A 13,393-nucleotide genomic window follows, 5' to 3' on the forward strand; every position below is an offset into this window, starting at 1 on the left:
ATGGTGAGGGCGATCAGCCCTGAAGCGGCTCCTCGTCGTCGCCTTCGGACATGTCCGCGGAGGGCGCGGGGGCGTCGCCCTCGCCGAACTCGTCCGCGGCCGCACCGATATCGTCGAAGAGCTGGCTGACCTCGAATTCGGCCGCGGCCTCTTCCTCGGCGGCGAGTTCCTGGATCGACTTGCCGGCGGCCTGAAGCTCGGCCTCTTCGGGCGAGCGGGCCACGTTCAGCTCGATCTCGACCTCGACTTCGGGATGCAGCTTCACGGTCACCATGTGGAGGCCGAGATACTTGATCGGCTCTTTCAGTGCGACCTGACCGCGGGCGACGTCGAAGCCACCGTCGGTCGCGGCCTCGGCGGCGTCACGAGTGGTGACGGAGCCGTAGAGCGCGCCGGCGTCGGAGGCCTGGCGGATGATGACGAACTGCTCGCCGTCGAGCTTGTCGCCCAACTTCTGCGCTTCGTCGCGCGAGGCGTCGTTGTCGGCCTCGAGCTGGGCCTTGCGGCCCTCGAACGCGGCGACATTGGCGTCGGAGGCCGAGAGCGCCTTGCCCTGCGGCAGCAGGTAGTTGCGGGCGTAGCCGGGCTTGACGTCCACGACCTCGCCCATCTGGCCGAGTTTGGCCACACGTTCCAGAAGGATCACTTGCATGTCGCGCTCCTCACTTCACGGCGTAGGGCAGCAGCGCGAGGAAGCGCGCACGCTTGATCGCGCGGGCCAGACGCCGCTGGTTCTTGGCCGAAACGGCCGTGATGCGGGACGGCACGATCTTGCCGCGCTCGGAAATGTAGCGCTGCAGGAGACGCGTGTCCTTGTAGTCGATCTTGGGCGCGTTGGGGCCCTCGAACGGATCGGTCTTGCGACGGCGGAAGAAGGGTTTGGCTGCCATTGTTCCGGTCTCCTATCGACGTTCGCGGCGGTCGGGCCGCTCGTCGCGCTTCTGCATCTGGATGGACGGGCCATCCTCGTGGGCGTCGACCTTAACGGTCAGCACGCGCATGACATCGTCATGCAGGCGAGCCAGGCGCTCCATTTCCTGTACGGCATCCGACGGCGCGTCGGTGCGCAGGAAGGCGTAATGGCCCTTGCGGTTCTTGTTGATCTTGTAGGCCATCGTCTTGACGCCCCAGTACTCGCTTTCGACGACGGTGCCGCCGTTATCCGCGAGGACGGTGCTGAAATGTTCGACGAGGCCCTCGGCCTGCGCGTTGGACAGATCCTGACGCGCGATCATGACATGCTCATAGAGCGGCATGCGATCTCCTGACGTATCGGTGCGTGTTTCATAGACCGGGCCATTCCCGCCGCCGGGTCACGAGAGCCACGCAGATGAAAGATGTGGCGGGATGGGCGGGGTATAGCGATGTCGGGGCAGGGCGCAAGGGGCAGCGGGCCGGGTCCGGGCACGAAAAAGGGGGCCGCGCGGGCCCCCTTCCTGTCGTGTCGCCGATCGGGCGGTCGGGTCAGTCCCAGAAGCCTTCGTCGACGCCCGGCAGCTGCTCGAGCTGCTCTTCGGAGAAGCGGGTGACGTAGGCATAGCTGCGATCGTCGATGGCCTGCAGGCGCAAGTCGTCCACCGGAAGCACCACGTGCTTGTCGCCGATGTCGAGGAAGCCACCGATTTCGGCAATCAGGCCGATCATCTGGCCCGAGCGGTCGAGGACGATATCCTCGATCTCGCCGATCTGGTTCACGCCGTCGGAATTGACATCCCAGGCATCCATTGAGCCGGCCGTGTCACCCCAGGTCGCCTCGTCGTACTGAGCGGCAATGGAATAGATCGGGCCACCGGTGATGTCGCGGGTGCGGATCATCTGGGCCATGTCCTCCTCGCTCATCACATGGCCGTCGGCCAGTGCGGGCGTGGCGAGGGTGAGAGGGGCGGCGAGGGCCGCGGCGATGGCGGTCGAGGTCAGAGTGCGAAGCATGTTGCAGGTCTCCTTTGCACGTGGATGCGGTATTGCGTCCTATCAACGCCTTGGCCCCCCACCGCGGTTCCGGCGGATGCCGGCTCACCCTGCGTCACCGCACAGGGTCTGTTGATGTCCCGGCCTTGTCTTCCGCGCGTCCGAAGCTCTCATTTGAGCACGACGCAACCGCCCGTTTCCCAAGGAGATATTCCGATGATCCGCACGACCCTTGCCGCCGCCGCCCTGCTCGCCGCCGCCCCCGCCTTCGCCGATCCCGAGGCCTATGTGCTCGACGCCAGCCACAGCCAGATCGTCTTCAACTACAACCATCTGGGCTTCTCGACGACCTGGGGGATGTTCTCGGGCTTCGAGGGCGAGATCATGTTCGACGCCGATGACCCGGCCAATTCCTCGGTCAACGTCTCGATGCCCGCGTCGATGATGTTCACCGGGTGGGAGCAGCGCGACCAGCATCTCCAGTCGCCCGACTTCCTTGACGTCGCCGCCAACGACACCGTGAGCTTCAGCTCGACCGGGATCGAGGTCACGGGCGAGGATACCGCGCTGATCACCGGCGACCTGACCGTCGGCGGCGTCACGCAGGAGGTCGTGCTCGACGCCAAGCTGAACCAGCAGGCGGATCACCCGATGGAGAACAAGCCGTGGCTCGGCTTCGACGCCACGACGACGCTCCTGCGGTCCGAGTTCGACGCGGGCCAGTTCGCGCCCTTCGTGTCGGACGAGGTCAACGTGATCATCTCGATCGAAGCGCAGAAGGCCGGCGCCTGACGCCACGCGGCCGGGCGGGTTGACCCCGCCCGGCCCCCCATGCCCCATGGGGCGCATGACGACACTTTCCTCCATCGACGACGTACAGGCGGCCCTCGCGGCCCAGGATTACGTCTGCGGCCGCCCGCTCGCGACGGTCGTGTTCCTGTCGCTCAGGCTCGGGCGGCCCCTGTTTCTCGAAGGCGAGGCGGGAACCGGCAAGACCGAGATCGCCAAGGCCATCGCGGCCGCGCTGGGCCGTCGCCTGATCCGGCTGCAATGCTACGAGGGGCTGGATGCGGCGAGTGCCGTCTACGAATGGAACTTCGCCGCGCAGATGGTCGCGATCCGCCGGGCCGAGGCCACAGGCGAGACGCCGCCGGACCTCTTTTCCGACGACTTCCTGATCGCGCGCCCGCTGCTCGAGGCGATGCGGCCCCATCCCGATGGCGCGCCCGTCCTCCTGATCGACGAGATCGACCGCACGGATGCGCCCTTCGAGGCGTTCCTTCTGGAAGCGCTCAGCGATTTCCAGGTCACCATCCCCGAGACCGGCACCGTGGCGGCCCCCGAACCGCCGATCGTCATCCTGACCTCGAACCGGACGCGCGAGGTGCATGATGCGCTCAAGCGGCGGTGTCTCTATCATTGGGTCGACTATCCGACCCATGCCCGCGAGATGGAGATCCTCGCCGCCCGCGCGCCCGAGGCGTCCGAGGCGCTGAGCCGTGAAGTCGTGGCCTTCGTGCAGGCGCTGCGGACAGAGGATCTCTTCAAGAAGCCCGGGGTGGCCGAGACGCTGGACTGGGCCAAGTGCCTTCTGGCGCTGGACATGATCGAGCTCAGCCCCGAGGTGATCGCCGACACGCTGGGCGCGCTGCTCAAGTATCAGGACGACATCCAGAAGCTTCAGGGCTCCGAGGCCAAGCGCATCCTCGACGAGGTGCGCGCCGAGGTGGCGGCCGAATAGCCCGCGCCGCTCAGCCCTCCTCCTCGCGGCGGATGAGCTGCCCTTCGGAGTAGCGGTTCGAGATCTGGCCGAAGGCGCCCGGCTGGAAGCGCGGATCGGAGGGCAGGCAGCCGAGGCCGCAGATCTGTCGCACTTCGCCCCGGTCGATATCCACGAACCAGAACCGCCCGCCGGGCGTGGCGACGTAGCCGTCGATCCCCTCGTCGGTATCGGCATATAGGTCGTCGAGCGATGGCACTTCGGCATCGGCATCCAGGTCGAAGCGGCCATGCGTGTGGTAGGAGGCCAGAAGTTCGACCAGCCCCGAGCTGTCGCGCGGCCGACAACCGTCGCGACCGCCCCGGCGGGGCGGTGTCGCCACGATGCGCCCGGCGGCGTCGGTCCCGATATAGCCGCAATATTCGCGATTGCTCTGGAAGCTGGGTCCTTGCGCCTGCGTCAGCAGCGAGCGGGCGGCACTGGTCGTGGCGCGGTCCTGGGCCGCCGCGACGGCGGGCAGAAGGCAGAGGATTGTGGCAGTGGCGGCGGCGATACGCATGGAGCTTCCTTTCGAACCGGAACGCCGCGCAGACTACGGCGTCATGCGGGTCTGTCCAGCGGCGCGGGCGCGCCCTATCGTGCGGGCGATGGAACACGCACCCCTCGATCTGCCCGATGACCCGAAGCTCGGCGGCAACATCGCCCATTTCGCCGCCGCGCTGCGCCGGGCCGGGCTCCCCGCCGGTCCGGACCGCGTGATCCTCGCGACCGAGGCGGTGGTGGCGGCGGGATTCACCGACCGGACCGACTTCTTTTACGCGCTGCAGGCGGTCTTCGTGCGGCGTCCCGAGCATCGCGCGACCTTCGCACAGCTTTTCCGGCTCTATTGGCGCGATCCGCGCTATCTTGAACACATGATGGGGCTTCTGACGCCAACGGTGCGCGGCGTGCAGGAAGAGCGGCGCGCCAAGCCGGCCGAGAAGCGGGCGGCCGAGGCGCTGCTGGATCAGGCCGAGCCGCCCCCGCGGGAGGAGGAGCCTGCGGCGGAGGAGCTGACGCTCGACGCGGCCGCGACGGCAAGCGGACGCGAGCGGCTGCGGACCCTCGACTTCGAGCAGATGTCGACCGCCGAGATGGCGGCGGCGCAGCGGATGCTCGCCACGCTGTCCCTGCCGGTCCGACCGCTCCCGAGCCGCCGCAGGCAGGCCGCGCCGACGGGCCGGATCGACGCCCGCGCAACCCTGCGCGCCGCCCTCCGGCAAGGCGACCTGGGCGTGCTGCGCCACGCAAGGCCGCGCGTGCGCTGGCCGAACCTCGTCGCGCTCTGCGACATCTCGGGGTCGATGTCGTCCTATAGCCGGGCGCTCCTGCATTTCCTGCATGCCGTCGCCAACCGGCAGGGTCAGGGCTGGGCCGAGGTGCATGGCTTCACCTTCGGCACGCGGCTGACCAACATCACCCGGCACCTGCGGACGCGGGACGTGGACGCGGCGCTGGCGGCGGCGGGGGCCGAGGCCCAGGATTGGGAAGGCGGCACCCGGATCGGCGACGCCCTGCACGCCTTCAATCGCGATTGGTCGCGGCGCGTTCTGGGGCAGGGGGCGATCGTGCTTCTGGTGACCGACGGGCTCGACCGGGGCGATGCGGACCGGCTGGCCTTCGAGGCGCGGCGCCTGCACCTGACGGCCCGGCGGGTGATCTGGCTGAACCCGCTTCTGCGTTTCGACGGCTTCGCGCCGAAGGCCGCGGGCATCCGCGCGCTCCTGCCCCATGTCGACAGCCTGCGCGCGGGCCATTCGATCGCGGCCCTGGAAGGTCTGGCCGAGGCCCTGTCGCGCCCCTATGACGGGGGCGAACTGGCGCGCCTCAGGTCTTAGCGCAGCTTCCGGGTCGGAGGGCGCGCCGGATCGCACCATCCTTGCGTCACAGCAAGGAGAGCCCGCATGCGATTCGATCCCTACGACCAGAATTTCGTCGACGCCGTGCGCGCCGGCGGCCCCGATGCCAATGGCCAGCCCGCCGAGCACGCCGTCTCGGACGGGGCGGGCAATCCATGCCGCTCCTGCCTGCGCGACATCGCGCGCGGCGAGGCGATGCTGGTCCTTGCGGCGCGGCCGTTCCCCGTGCCGCAGCCCTATGCCGAGACCGGACCGATCTTCCTGCATGCCGAGACCTGCACGCCGTGGCGGGGCGACGGCCTCCCTCCGGTTCTCGAAACATCTCCGGATTGTCTGGTGAAGGGCTACGGCGTGGACGATCGCATCCGCTACGGCACCGGAGCGATCGTTCCGCGCGACCGGGTCGCGACCGAGGTGGCGGCGCGGCTGGCGCGCGACGACGTGGCCTATGTCGATTTGCGGTCGGCGCGAAACAACTGCTTCCTGACGCGCGTGCGGGATGCGGCCGATATCGGATAACCGCCCGGCGCTTTGGAACATCGCCCCGGACCCGGCGTTTATTTCGGCATACCAAACTCACCGTCAGCCGGAGGCCGCCATGCGCCGTTCGATCCGTTCCACCACAGCCCTCGTCGCCAGTCTTGCGCTGACCCTGCCGGGTCTGACCCCGGCCTTCGCGCAGGAGGAGGACCCGATCCGAGCGGAGATCGACCGTCTCTGCATCGAGGAGTTCGGCAATGCGACGGCCGAGACGCTGCGCGATTGCCGGATCGAGAACCTGCCGGCGTTCGGGCTTGAGCAGACGGAGGCCGATCTGGACCTCGCGACCTATGCCGAGCTGACCGCCGACGGTGCGGTCGATGCGACCGTCGAGGCGGACGCGACCGTCGAGGCCGAGGCCCCGGCGTCCGAGGAGGTCGTCGTCGAGGAGGCGGCCCCCGTTGCGGAGGAGCCGGTGGTCGAAGTCGCCGAACCCGAAGCCGAGGTGGAGGTCGCCGAGCCGGAACCGGTCGTGGAAGAAGTGACCGAAGAGGCGGTCGTCGAGGCGGCGCCTGTCGTCGAGGAAACGGCAGAGGAAGTCGTGACCGAAGAGGCGACCGCCGCCGAGGAGGCCGTCGAAGAGGCCGTGGTCGAAGAGGCCCCGGTCGTCGAAGAGGTGGTCGAGGAGGCCGCGGTCGAGGACGCGCCCGCCGTCGAGGCGCTGACGGAAGAGACCATCGAAGCCCCGGCCGCCGTCGAGGCCGAAGAAGCGCCCGCCGCCGCCGCACCTACCGAGACCGTCGAAGCGCCGGCACCGCTGGCCCCCGAGACGGGCGAGGTCGCGGCCGATGCCGCTGCCCCCGCCGCGCCGATGCCGCTCACCCGGCAGGTGGCCCGCGAACAGTGCCGCGCCGAGGTGTCGGGCCGCGAGAACGTGCGCGCCTGCATGATCGACGCGCTGACCGCCGACGGCCAGACCGATCTGGCGCAGCGCCTGCAGGATCGCTGGGCCTCCGAAGATGCCAGCGGCGCCGAGACCGAGAGCGCCATCGCCGCCGAGATCGCGGCCCAGCCCGAGCCAGAGCTGACCGCCGAGCAGGAAGAGGCGCGCACCCAGACCGAGGCCGCGCTGGCCACGCTGGGCGCCGAGGCCGGGGGCGACGAGGCTCCCGCCGCGGCGGCCGCCGCTTCGGCGGAGACCTCAGATGCTGCGGGCACGACCGAGGAGGAGACCGTGACGGCCGAGGACGTTCGCAGCTCGGCCGAGGACTTCGCCACCTCCGCCGTAGTCACCGAAAGCGACGATGGCGGCCTGACGCGCAACCAGAAGTTCGCGCTGGGCGCGTTGGGCGCACTGGCCGTCGGTACGATCCTGAACAATCGCACCCGCGTCGTGTCGAATTCTGGGGACAGGGTCGTGGTCCAGCGCGACGACGGCGACCTGCAGGTTCTCAAGGATGACGACGCGCTCCTGCGGCAGGAAGGCTCGAACGTCAGGACGACGACCTTCGACGACGGCTCGACCCGGACGATCGTGACTCGCGCCGATGGCAGCCAGGTCATTACTGTGCGCGATGCGTCCCTGCGCGTCCTGCGCCGGGTGCTCGTCCAGACGGACGGGACGGAGTACACGCTTATCGACGACACCGCGCCGGTCGAGCGGGTCGACGTGTCGACCCTGCCGCAGATCAATCCGGCCAGCGTCTCGACCCGGACGGGTGACGACGCGCTCCGGGCGGCACTCCAGCGCGAGATGGGCCTAGATCGCCGCTTCACGCTGAGCCAGGTCCGCTCGATCCCGCAGGTCCGCGCGCTGGCCCCGGCCTTCGAGGTGAATACCGTCACCTTCCCGTCCGGGTCGGCCGCGATCACTGCCGAGCAGGCGGGCAATCTCACGGGCCTCGCCCAGCAGGTGCTCGACCTGATCCGCGCCAATCCGCGCGAGGTCTTCCTCGTCGAGGGGCACACCGATGCGGTCGGGGATGCGGCCTACAACCTCGCGCTTTCGGATCGCCGGGCCGAGACGCTGGCGCTGGCGCTGAACGAGTATTTCGGTGTTCCCGTCGAGAACATGGTCGTCCAGGGCTATGGCGAGCGCTTCCTGAAGGTGCCGACCCAGAGCGATGAACAGGCGAACCGGCGTGCGACTGTCCGTCAGATCACGGGGCTGCTCCAGACCGCAGCCGCCAACTGACGCGCGAACACGCGCCGAAGAACGGCCCGTCCCTTTCCGGGGGCGGGCCGTTCTGGTTTGGTAGGCCGGTGCCGACGAACCCGAGGACAATATGACCGCATTGGACGACGCGCCGCGCGCGGCCCTCGACTGGCACCGCGCCGGGCAGGGGGCCGCGCTGGCCACCGTGATCGAGACCTGGGGCAGCGCGCCGCGTCCGCGTGGATCGCAACTCGCGATCTCGTCGGACGCGAAGCTCGTCGGCTCGGTCTCGGGCGGCTGCGTCGAGGGCGCGGTCGTGGCCGAGGCGCTGGACGCGATGGGTGATGGTCGGCACCGGGTGCTGGAATACGGGGTCAGCGACGACGAAGCCTTCGCGGTTGGACTGGCCTGCGGCGGCACGATCCGCATCCTGCTGGAGCCCGTGGGCGGCACACTGCCCGAAGACGCGCTGGCCGAGATCGTCGCGCGGCGCGCCCGGTCCGAGGCCGTGGGGCAGGCGGTGGACGTGGAGAGCGGTGCCGTGCGGGTGCTGGATGCCGACGCGCTGACGGACCGCATCCGTGAGGAACGCAGCGGCTTCGATCCCGACGGCAAGGTCTTCGTGACCGTCCACGCGCCGCCCTTGCGGCTGGCCGTGGTGGGTGGCGTCCATATCGCGCAGGCGCTGGTGCCGATGGCACGGCTCGCGGGCTACGCGCCCACCGTGATCGACCCGCGCGAGGCCTTCGCATCGCCCGAGCGGTTCCCCGATACGGTGCTGGTCCACGACTGGCCGGACGAGGCGATGGAAGCCTTCGCGCCCGATGCCCGATGCGCCGTCGTCCTTCTGACGCACGATCCCAAGCTCGACGATCCCGCGTTGGTGGCGGCACTTGCGTCCGACGCGTTCTACGTGGGCGCACTGGGCTCGACGCGGACCCATGCCAAGCGGGTCGAACGGCTGCGCGAGGCGGGCGTTCCGCAGGACCAGATCGACCGCATCGACGCGCCGATCGGCCTCGATATCGGCTCGCGCACGCCAGGCGAAATCGCGGTGGCCGTGCTGGCCGCGATGACGCAGGCGCTCCGGCGGCCATGAAGTTCGGGCCGGTCCCCCTCGACGATGCGCTGGGCGCGGTGCTTGCGCATTCCGTGGCCACGCCGCTCGGGCGGCTGCGGAAGGGCCGCGTGCTGGATCAGCGCGACATCGACAGCCTGCGGAACGGCGGCACGGCCGAGGTGACGGTCGCGCGACTCGAAACGGGCGATATCGACGAGAACGCCGCCGCCGCCCGCCTCGCCGCCGCGCTGAGTGGTGGGGGGCTGACGGTGCGCGATCCGTTCACCGGCCGGGCGAACCTCCATGCGGCGCGCGCGGGCGTGCTGACGATCGACGCCGAGCGGCTGGCCACGGTCAACGCGGTGGACGGCGCGATCACGGTGGCGACGCTGCCCGCGCTGCGGCGGGTCGAGACGGGCGTGATGGCGGCGACGGTCAAGATCATCGCCTATGCCGTGTCGGGCATGATGCTGGAGCGGGCCTGCGAGATCGGGCGCGGGGCGCTGGCAGTGGCGGCGCCGGTGATCGACCGGGCGGACCTGATCGTGACCGAGCTCGACGGGGCCGCGACCGGCATCGCCGCGGTGACCGAACGGCTGCACCGTCTGGGGGCGCAGTGCTCGGTCATCCGCGTCCCCCACGCGCCCGAGCCTCTGGCCGCGGCACTGCGGGACGGGACGGCGCCGCTGCGCCTGATCCTGACCGCCTCGGCGACCTCGGACGAGGCCGATGTCGGGCCGGACGCGCTCGTGCGGGCGGGCGGGCGCCTGATCCGCTTCGGGATGCCCGTCGATCCGGGGAACCTGCTGTTTCTGGGCGACATGCCCGGCGCGCGCGTGGTCGGACTGCCGGGTTGCGCGCGGTCGCCCGCGCTCAACGGCGCCGACTGGGTGATCGAGCGCGAAATCTGCGGCCTGCCGGTCACCAGCGCCGAGATCGCGGCGATGGGGGTGGGCGGTCTGCTGAAGGAAATCCCGACCCGTCCGCAACCCCGCGAGACGTGATCGGCGCGGTCGATCCGCCGCTGCGACGAATTGGTGGTTCTCACCCCGCGACCCTTGTGCTTTCCTGACGGCAAGAAACAGGGAGGGATGACCATGACCAAGGTCACGATGACGGTGAACGGCAAGAGCCGGTCCGCCGAGGCCGAGGGCCGCACGCTGCTGGTGGACTGGCTGCGCGAGGGGTTGCGCCTGACGGGCACCCATGTCGGCTGCGACACGTCGCAATGCGGCGCCTGCGTGGTGCATGTGAACGGCAAGCCGATGAAGGCCTGCTCGGTCCTCGCGCAGGAGATCGACGGCGCCGAGGTGACCACGATCGAGGGTATGGCGGGTGCGGACGGGACGCTGGGCCGCGTCCAGCAGGCGTTTCAGGACTATCACGGGCTCCAGTGCGGGTTCTGCACGCCGGGCATGGTGATGTCCGCGGCCGCGCTGCTGGAGGAGAACCCCAAGCCCTCCGAGGCCGAGGTGCGCCACTATCTCGAGGGCAATATCTGTCGCTGCACGGGCTACCACAACATCGTCAAGGCGGTGATGGCCGCCAGCGGTCAGACGGTCGAGCCGGTCGCGGCTGAGTGAGTTTCGCCCGCGCGCGGGCCGGAAGGGCCCGCGCGTGGAGACACGACGGAGGCGAGGCATCGGCCCCTCCGACACCAGACAGGGAGAGATGACATGCCGAAGGACACCGGAATCGGAGCCAGCCCCAAGCGCCGGGAAGATGTGCGCTTCCTGACGGGCAAGGGGCGTTATACCGACGACATCAACGTGGCGGGGCAGGCGCATGTCGTTTTCCTGCGCTCGGACGTGGCCCACGGGACGATCAACGGGATCGACACCTCGGCCGCCGAAGCGATGGACGGCGTGATCCGCGTCTTCACCGCCGCCGATTTCGACGGCGTGGGCGGCATTCCCTGCGGCTGGCAGATCACCGACCGACAGGGCAACCCGATGCAGGAGCCCAAGCACCCGATCCTGGCCGAGGGCAAGGTTCGGCATGTGGGCGATCCCATCGCGGCCGTCGTGGCCGAGACCGCGAGCCAGGCGCGCGACGCCGCCGAGGCGATCGTGCCCGACATCTCCGAGCTGCCGGCCGTCATCGACATGAAGAAGGCCGTGGCTGAGGGCGCGCCCAAGGTCCACGACGACCTGACCTCGAACCTCTGCTACGACTGGGGTTTCGTCGAGGAAAACCGCGAGGCGGTCGATCAGGCCATCGAGGATGCGGCCCATGTCACGACGCTCGAGCTGGTGAACAATCGCCTCGTCGCCAACCCGATGGAGCCGCGCGTGGCCGTCGGCGACTACGCGGCCCATGACGACCATTCGACGCTCTACACGACGTCGCAGAACCCGCATGTCATCCGCCTGCTGATGGGGGCGTTCGTCCTCGGCATCCCCGAGCACAAGCTGCGGGTCGTGGCGCCCGATGTGGGCGGCGGCTTCGGCACCAAGATCTTCCATTACGCTGAGGAAGCGTTCTGCACCTTCGCGGCCAAGCAACTGGAGCGTCCCGTCAAGTGGACCTCCAGCCGCTCGGAGGCCTTCATGTCCGACGCCCACGGGCGCGACCATGTCACCAAGATCGAGCTGGCGCTGGATGCGGATCACAACTTCACCGCGATCCGCACCGAGACCTACGCCAACATGGGCGCGTATCTGTCGACCTTCGCACCCTCGGTGCCGACTTGGCTCCACGGCACGCTGATGGCGGGCAACTACAAGACGCCGTTGGTCTATGTGAACGTGAAGGCCGTGTTCACCAACACGGTGCCCGTCGACGCCTATCGCGGCGCGGGCCGCCCCGAGGCGACGTTCCAGCTCGAGCGCGTCGTCGACAAGGCCGCGCGCGAGCTGGGCGTCGACCCGGTCGAGCTGCGGCGCAAGAACTTCGTCACCGAGTTTCCGTACCAGACGCCGGTGGCGGTCGAGTACGACACCGGCGACTACAACGCGACGATGGACAAGCTGGTCGAGATGATCGACCGCGACGGCTTCGAAGCCCGCCGCAAGGAGAGCGAGAGCCGCGGCAAGCTGCGCGGCCTCGGCATCAACAGCTATATCGAGGCCTGCGGCATCGCGCCGTCGAACCTCGTGGGTCAATTGGGCGCCCGCGCGGGCCTCTATGAAAGCGCCACGGTGCGCGTGAATGCCACCGGTGGTCTGGTCGTCATGACCGGTTCGCATTCCCACGGGCAGGGTCACGAGACCGCTTTTCCGCAGGTCATCGCCGACATGATCGGCATCCCCGAGGATCAGATCGAGATCGTCCATGGCGACACCGATCGGACCCCGATGGGGATGGGCACCTACGGCTCGCGCAGCCTCGCCGTCGGCGGGTCGGCGATGTATCGTGCCACCGAGAAGATCATCGCCAAGGCCAAGAAGATCGCGGGTCACATCCTCGAGGCCGGGGACGAGGATATCGAGCTGAAGGACGGCACCTTCACCGTCGCGGGGACCGACAAGTCGCTGGCCTGGGGCGACGTGACGCTCGCGGCCTACGTGCCGCACAACTACCCGCTCGAGGATCTGGAGCCGGGGCTGGAGGAGACGGCGTTCTACGATCCGAACAACTTCACCTATCCCGCGGGTGCCTATGCCTGCGAGGTGGAGGTCGATCCCGAGACGGGCAAGGTCGACGTGCTGGCCTTCGCCGCCGCCGACGATTTCGGCAACGTCGTCAACCCGATGATCGTCGAGGGGCAGGTCCATGGCGGGCTGGCCCAGGGCATAGGTCAGGCGCTTCTCGAGAACTGCGCCTATGACGAGAACGGTCAGCTCCTCTCGGCCAGCTACATGGATTACGCCATGCCGCGCGCCCATGACCTGCCGATGTTCCAGGTGGACCATTCCTGCCAAACGCCCTGCACCCACAATCCTCTGGGCGTGAAAGGCTGCGGCGAGGCGGGGGCCATCGGTTCGCCGCCCTCGATCGTGAACGGCGTGATCGACGCGCTGGCCTCGGGCGGGTTCGACGTGGGCCATATCGACATGCCGCTGACCCCCGCGCGGGTCTGGCACGCCATGCAGGGCGGTGCGCCGAACCAGGGCGCCGCGCAGCCGGCGGCGGGATCGGACAACACGGCCTACGACCGCTCGGTCGGCGGCCCGGCCTGACATCTTCGGCCAGGGGGGCTTCCTCTGGCCGTAAATACCTCGGGGAGCGCG

At 69.2% G+C, this 13,393-nt stretch carries 14 protein-coding genes; 9 read left to right on the top strand and 5 right to left on the bottom strand.

What is annotated here, in order from left to right:
• Window positions 1-13: 13 nt before the first annotated feature.
• The 4 genes from rplI to Q0833_RS05465 form a co-directional block, all read right to left on the bottom strand.
• Complete coding sequence (gene rplI, locus Q0833_RS05450) at window positions 14-652, bottom strand: 50S ribosomal protein L9 (protein WP_298431041.1); 639 nt, start codon at window positions 650-652, stop codon at window positions 14-16.
• Window positions 653-662: 10 nt separating this feature from the next.
• On the bottom strand, window positions 663-890 hold the full coding sequence (rpsR, locus tag Q0833_RS05455) for a 30S ribosomal protein S18 (protein WP_298431043.1): 228 nt from the start codon (window positions 888-890) through the stop codon (window positions 663-665).
• A gap of 12 nt (window positions 891-902) precedes the next feature.
• Window positions 903-1,256 (bottom strand): 30S ribosomal protein S6, encoded by a 354-nt coding sequence (gene rpsF / locus Q0833_RS05460; RefSeq protein WP_298431044.1) that lies wholly within the window; start codon window positions 1,254-1,256, stop codon window positions 903-905.
• Between the two features lie 208 nt (window positions 1,257-1,464).
• Window positions 1,465-1,929, bottom strand: coding sequence for a PRC-barrel domain-containing protein (locus Q0833_RS05465; protein ID WP_298431046.1), 465 nt, complete (start codon window positions 1,927-1,929; stop codon window positions 1,465-1,467).
• A gap of 198 nt (window positions 1,930-2,127) precedes the next feature.
• On the opposite strand from Q0833_RS05465, the gene Q0833_RS05470 reads away from it, so the two are divergent.
• Together Q0833_RS05470 and Q0833_RS05475 are read left to right on the top strand one after the other, a co-directional pair.
• On the top strand, window positions 2,128-2,700 hold the full coding sequence (locus Q0833_RS05470; protein ID WP_298434992.1) for a YceI family protein: 573 nt from the start codon (window positions 2,128-2,130) through the stop codon (window positions 2,698-2,700).
• Between the two features lie 55 nt (window positions 2,701-2,755).
• A complete protein-coding gene (locus Q0833_RS05475) occupies window positions 2,756-3,649 on the top strand; it encodes a MoxR family ATPase (protein ID WP_298431048.1) in 894 nt (297 codons plus the stop codon).
• A 10-nt stretch (window positions 3,650-3,659) separates the two neighbouring features.
• On the opposite strand, the gene Q0833_RS05480 is transcribed toward Q0833_RS05475, so the two are convergent.
• The gene (locus Q0833_RS05480) at window positions 3,660-4,187 is read right to left on the bottom strand and encodes a DUF4329 domain-containing protein (RefSeq protein WP_298431050.1); all 528 of its coding nucleotides are present in this window, start codon (window positions 4,185-4,187) and stop codon (window positions 3,660-3,662) included.
• An 88-nt stretch (window positions 4,188-4,275) separates the two neighbouring features.
• Here Q0833_RS05480 and Q0833_RS05485 point away from each other — a divergent pair, with 88 nt between their 5' ends.
• The 7 genes from Q0833_RS05485 (at window position 4,276) to Q0833_RS05515 (ending at window position 13,342) form a co-directional block, all read left to right on the top strand.
• Complete coding sequence (locus Q0833_RS05485; RefSeq protein WP_298431052.1) at window positions 4,276-5,505, top strand: VWA domain-containing protein; 1,230 nt, start codon at window positions 4,276-4,278, stop codon at window positions 5,503-5,505.
• 66 nt (window positions 5,506-5,571) lie between these two features.
• Window positions 5,572-6,045 carry a DUF1203 domain-containing protein gene (locus tag Q0833_RS05490; protein WP_298431054.1) on the top strand — a complete coding sequence of 158 codons (474 nt, stop codon included), beginning with the start codon at window positions 5,572-5,574 and terminating at the stop codon, window positions 6,043-6,045.
• A gap of 79 nt (window positions 6,046-6,124) precedes the next feature.
• The gene (locus Q0833_RS05495) at window positions 6,125-8,200 is read left to right on the top strand and encodes an OmpA family protein (protein WP_298431056.1); all 2,076 of its coding nucleotides are present in this window, start codon (window positions 6,125-6,127) and stop codon (window positions 8,198-8,200) included.
• Window positions 8,201-8,291: 91 nt separating this feature from the next.
• Window positions 8,292-9,260 carry an XdhC family protein gene (locus Q0833_RS05500; protein ID WP_298431058.1) on the top strand — a complete coding sequence of 323 codons (969 nt, stop codon included), beginning with the start codon at window positions 8,292-8,294 and terminating at the stop codon, window positions 9,258-9,260.
• Window positions 9,257-10,225 (top strand): molybdopterin-binding protein, encoded by a 969-nt coding sequence (locus Q0833_RS05505; RefSeq protein WP_298431060.1) that lies wholly within the window; start codon window positions 9,257-9,259, stop codon window positions 10,223-10,225. The genes Q0833_RS05500 and Q0833_RS05505 overlap by 4 nt, the downstream gene beginning before the upstream one ends.
• A gap of 93 nt (window positions 10,226-10,318) precedes the next feature.
• Complete coding sequence (locus tag Q0833_RS05510) at window positions 10,319-10,804, top strand: (2Fe-2S)-binding protein (protein WP_298431062.1); 486 nt, start codon at window positions 10,319-10,321, stop codon at window positions 10,802-10,804.
• 93 nt (window positions 10,805-10,897) lie between these two features.
• On the top strand, window positions 10,898-13,342 hold the full coding sequence (locus Q0833_RS05515; RefSeq protein ID WP_298431064.1) for a xanthine dehydrogenase family protein molybdopterin-binding subunit: 2,445 nt from the start codon (window positions 10,898-10,900) through the stop codon (window positions 13,340-13,342).
• The last annotated feature ends 51 nt before the right edge of the window (window positions 13,343-13,393 follow it).

It is taken from the genome of uncultured Jannaschia sp. (assembly GCF_947503795.1).
GTDB lineage: Bacteria > Pseudomonadota > Alphaproteobacteria > Rhodobacterales > Rhodobacteraceae > Jannaschia.

What these genes read in the sequence shown, in the direction of transcription:
- Q0833_RS05475 (WP_298431048.1), top strand. Translation starts at nt 2,756, where the DNA reads ATGACGACACTTTCCTCCATCGACGACGTACAGGCGGCCCTCGCGGCC.
- rpsR (WP_298431043.1), bottom strand. Translation starts at nt 890, where the DNA reads ATGGCAGCCAAACCCTTCTTCCGCCGTCGCAAGACCGATCCGTTCGAG.
- Q0833_RS05505 (WP_298431060.1), top strand. Translation starts at nt 9,257, where the DNA reads ATGAAGTTCGGGCCGGTCCCCCTCGACGATGCGCTGGGCGCGGTGCTT.
- Q0833_RS05500 (WP_298431058.1), top strand. Translation starts at nt 8,292, where the DNA reads ATGACCGCATTGGACGACGCGCCGCGCGCGGCCCTCGACTGGCACCGC.
- Q0833_RS05485 (WP_298431052.1), top strand. Translation starts at nt 4,276, where the DNA reads ATGGAACACGCACCCCTCGATCTGCCCGATGACCCGAAGCTCGGCGGC.
- rplI (WP_298431041.1), bottom strand. Translation starts at nt 652, where the DNA reads ATGCAAGTGATCCTTCTGGAACGTGTGGCCAAACTCGGCCAGATGGGC.
- Q0833_RS05510 (WP_298431062.1), top strand. Translation starts at nt 10,319, where the DNA reads ATGACCAAGGTCACGATGACGGTGAACGGCAAGAGCCGGTCCGCCGAG.
- Q0833_RS05480 (WP_298431050.1), bottom strand. Translation starts at nt 4,187, where the DNA reads ATGCGTATCGCCGCCGCCACTGCCACAATCCTCTGCCTTCTGCCCGCC.
- Q0833_RS05495 (WP_298431056.1), top strand. Translation starts at nt 6,125, where the DNA reads ATGCGCCGTTCGATCCGTTCCACCACAGCCCTCGTCGCCAGTCTTGCG.
- Q0833_RS05490 (WP_298431054.1), top strand. Translation starts at nt 5,572, where the DNA reads ATGCGATTCGATCCCTACGACCAGAATTTCGTCGACGCCGTGCGCGCC.
- Q0833_RS05465 (WP_298431046.1), bottom strand. Translation starts at nt 1,929, where the DNA reads ATGCTTCGCACTCTGACCTCGACCGCCATCGCCGCGGCCCTCGCCGCC.
- rpsF (WP_298431044.1), bottom strand. Translation starts at nt 1,256, where the DNA reads ATGCCGCTCTATGAGCATGTCATGATCGCGCGTCAGGATCTGTCCAAC.
- Q0833_RS05515 (WP_298431064.1), top strand. Translation starts at nt 10,898, where the DNA reads ATGCCGAAGGACACCGGAATCGGAGCCAGCCCCAAGCGCCGGGAAGAT.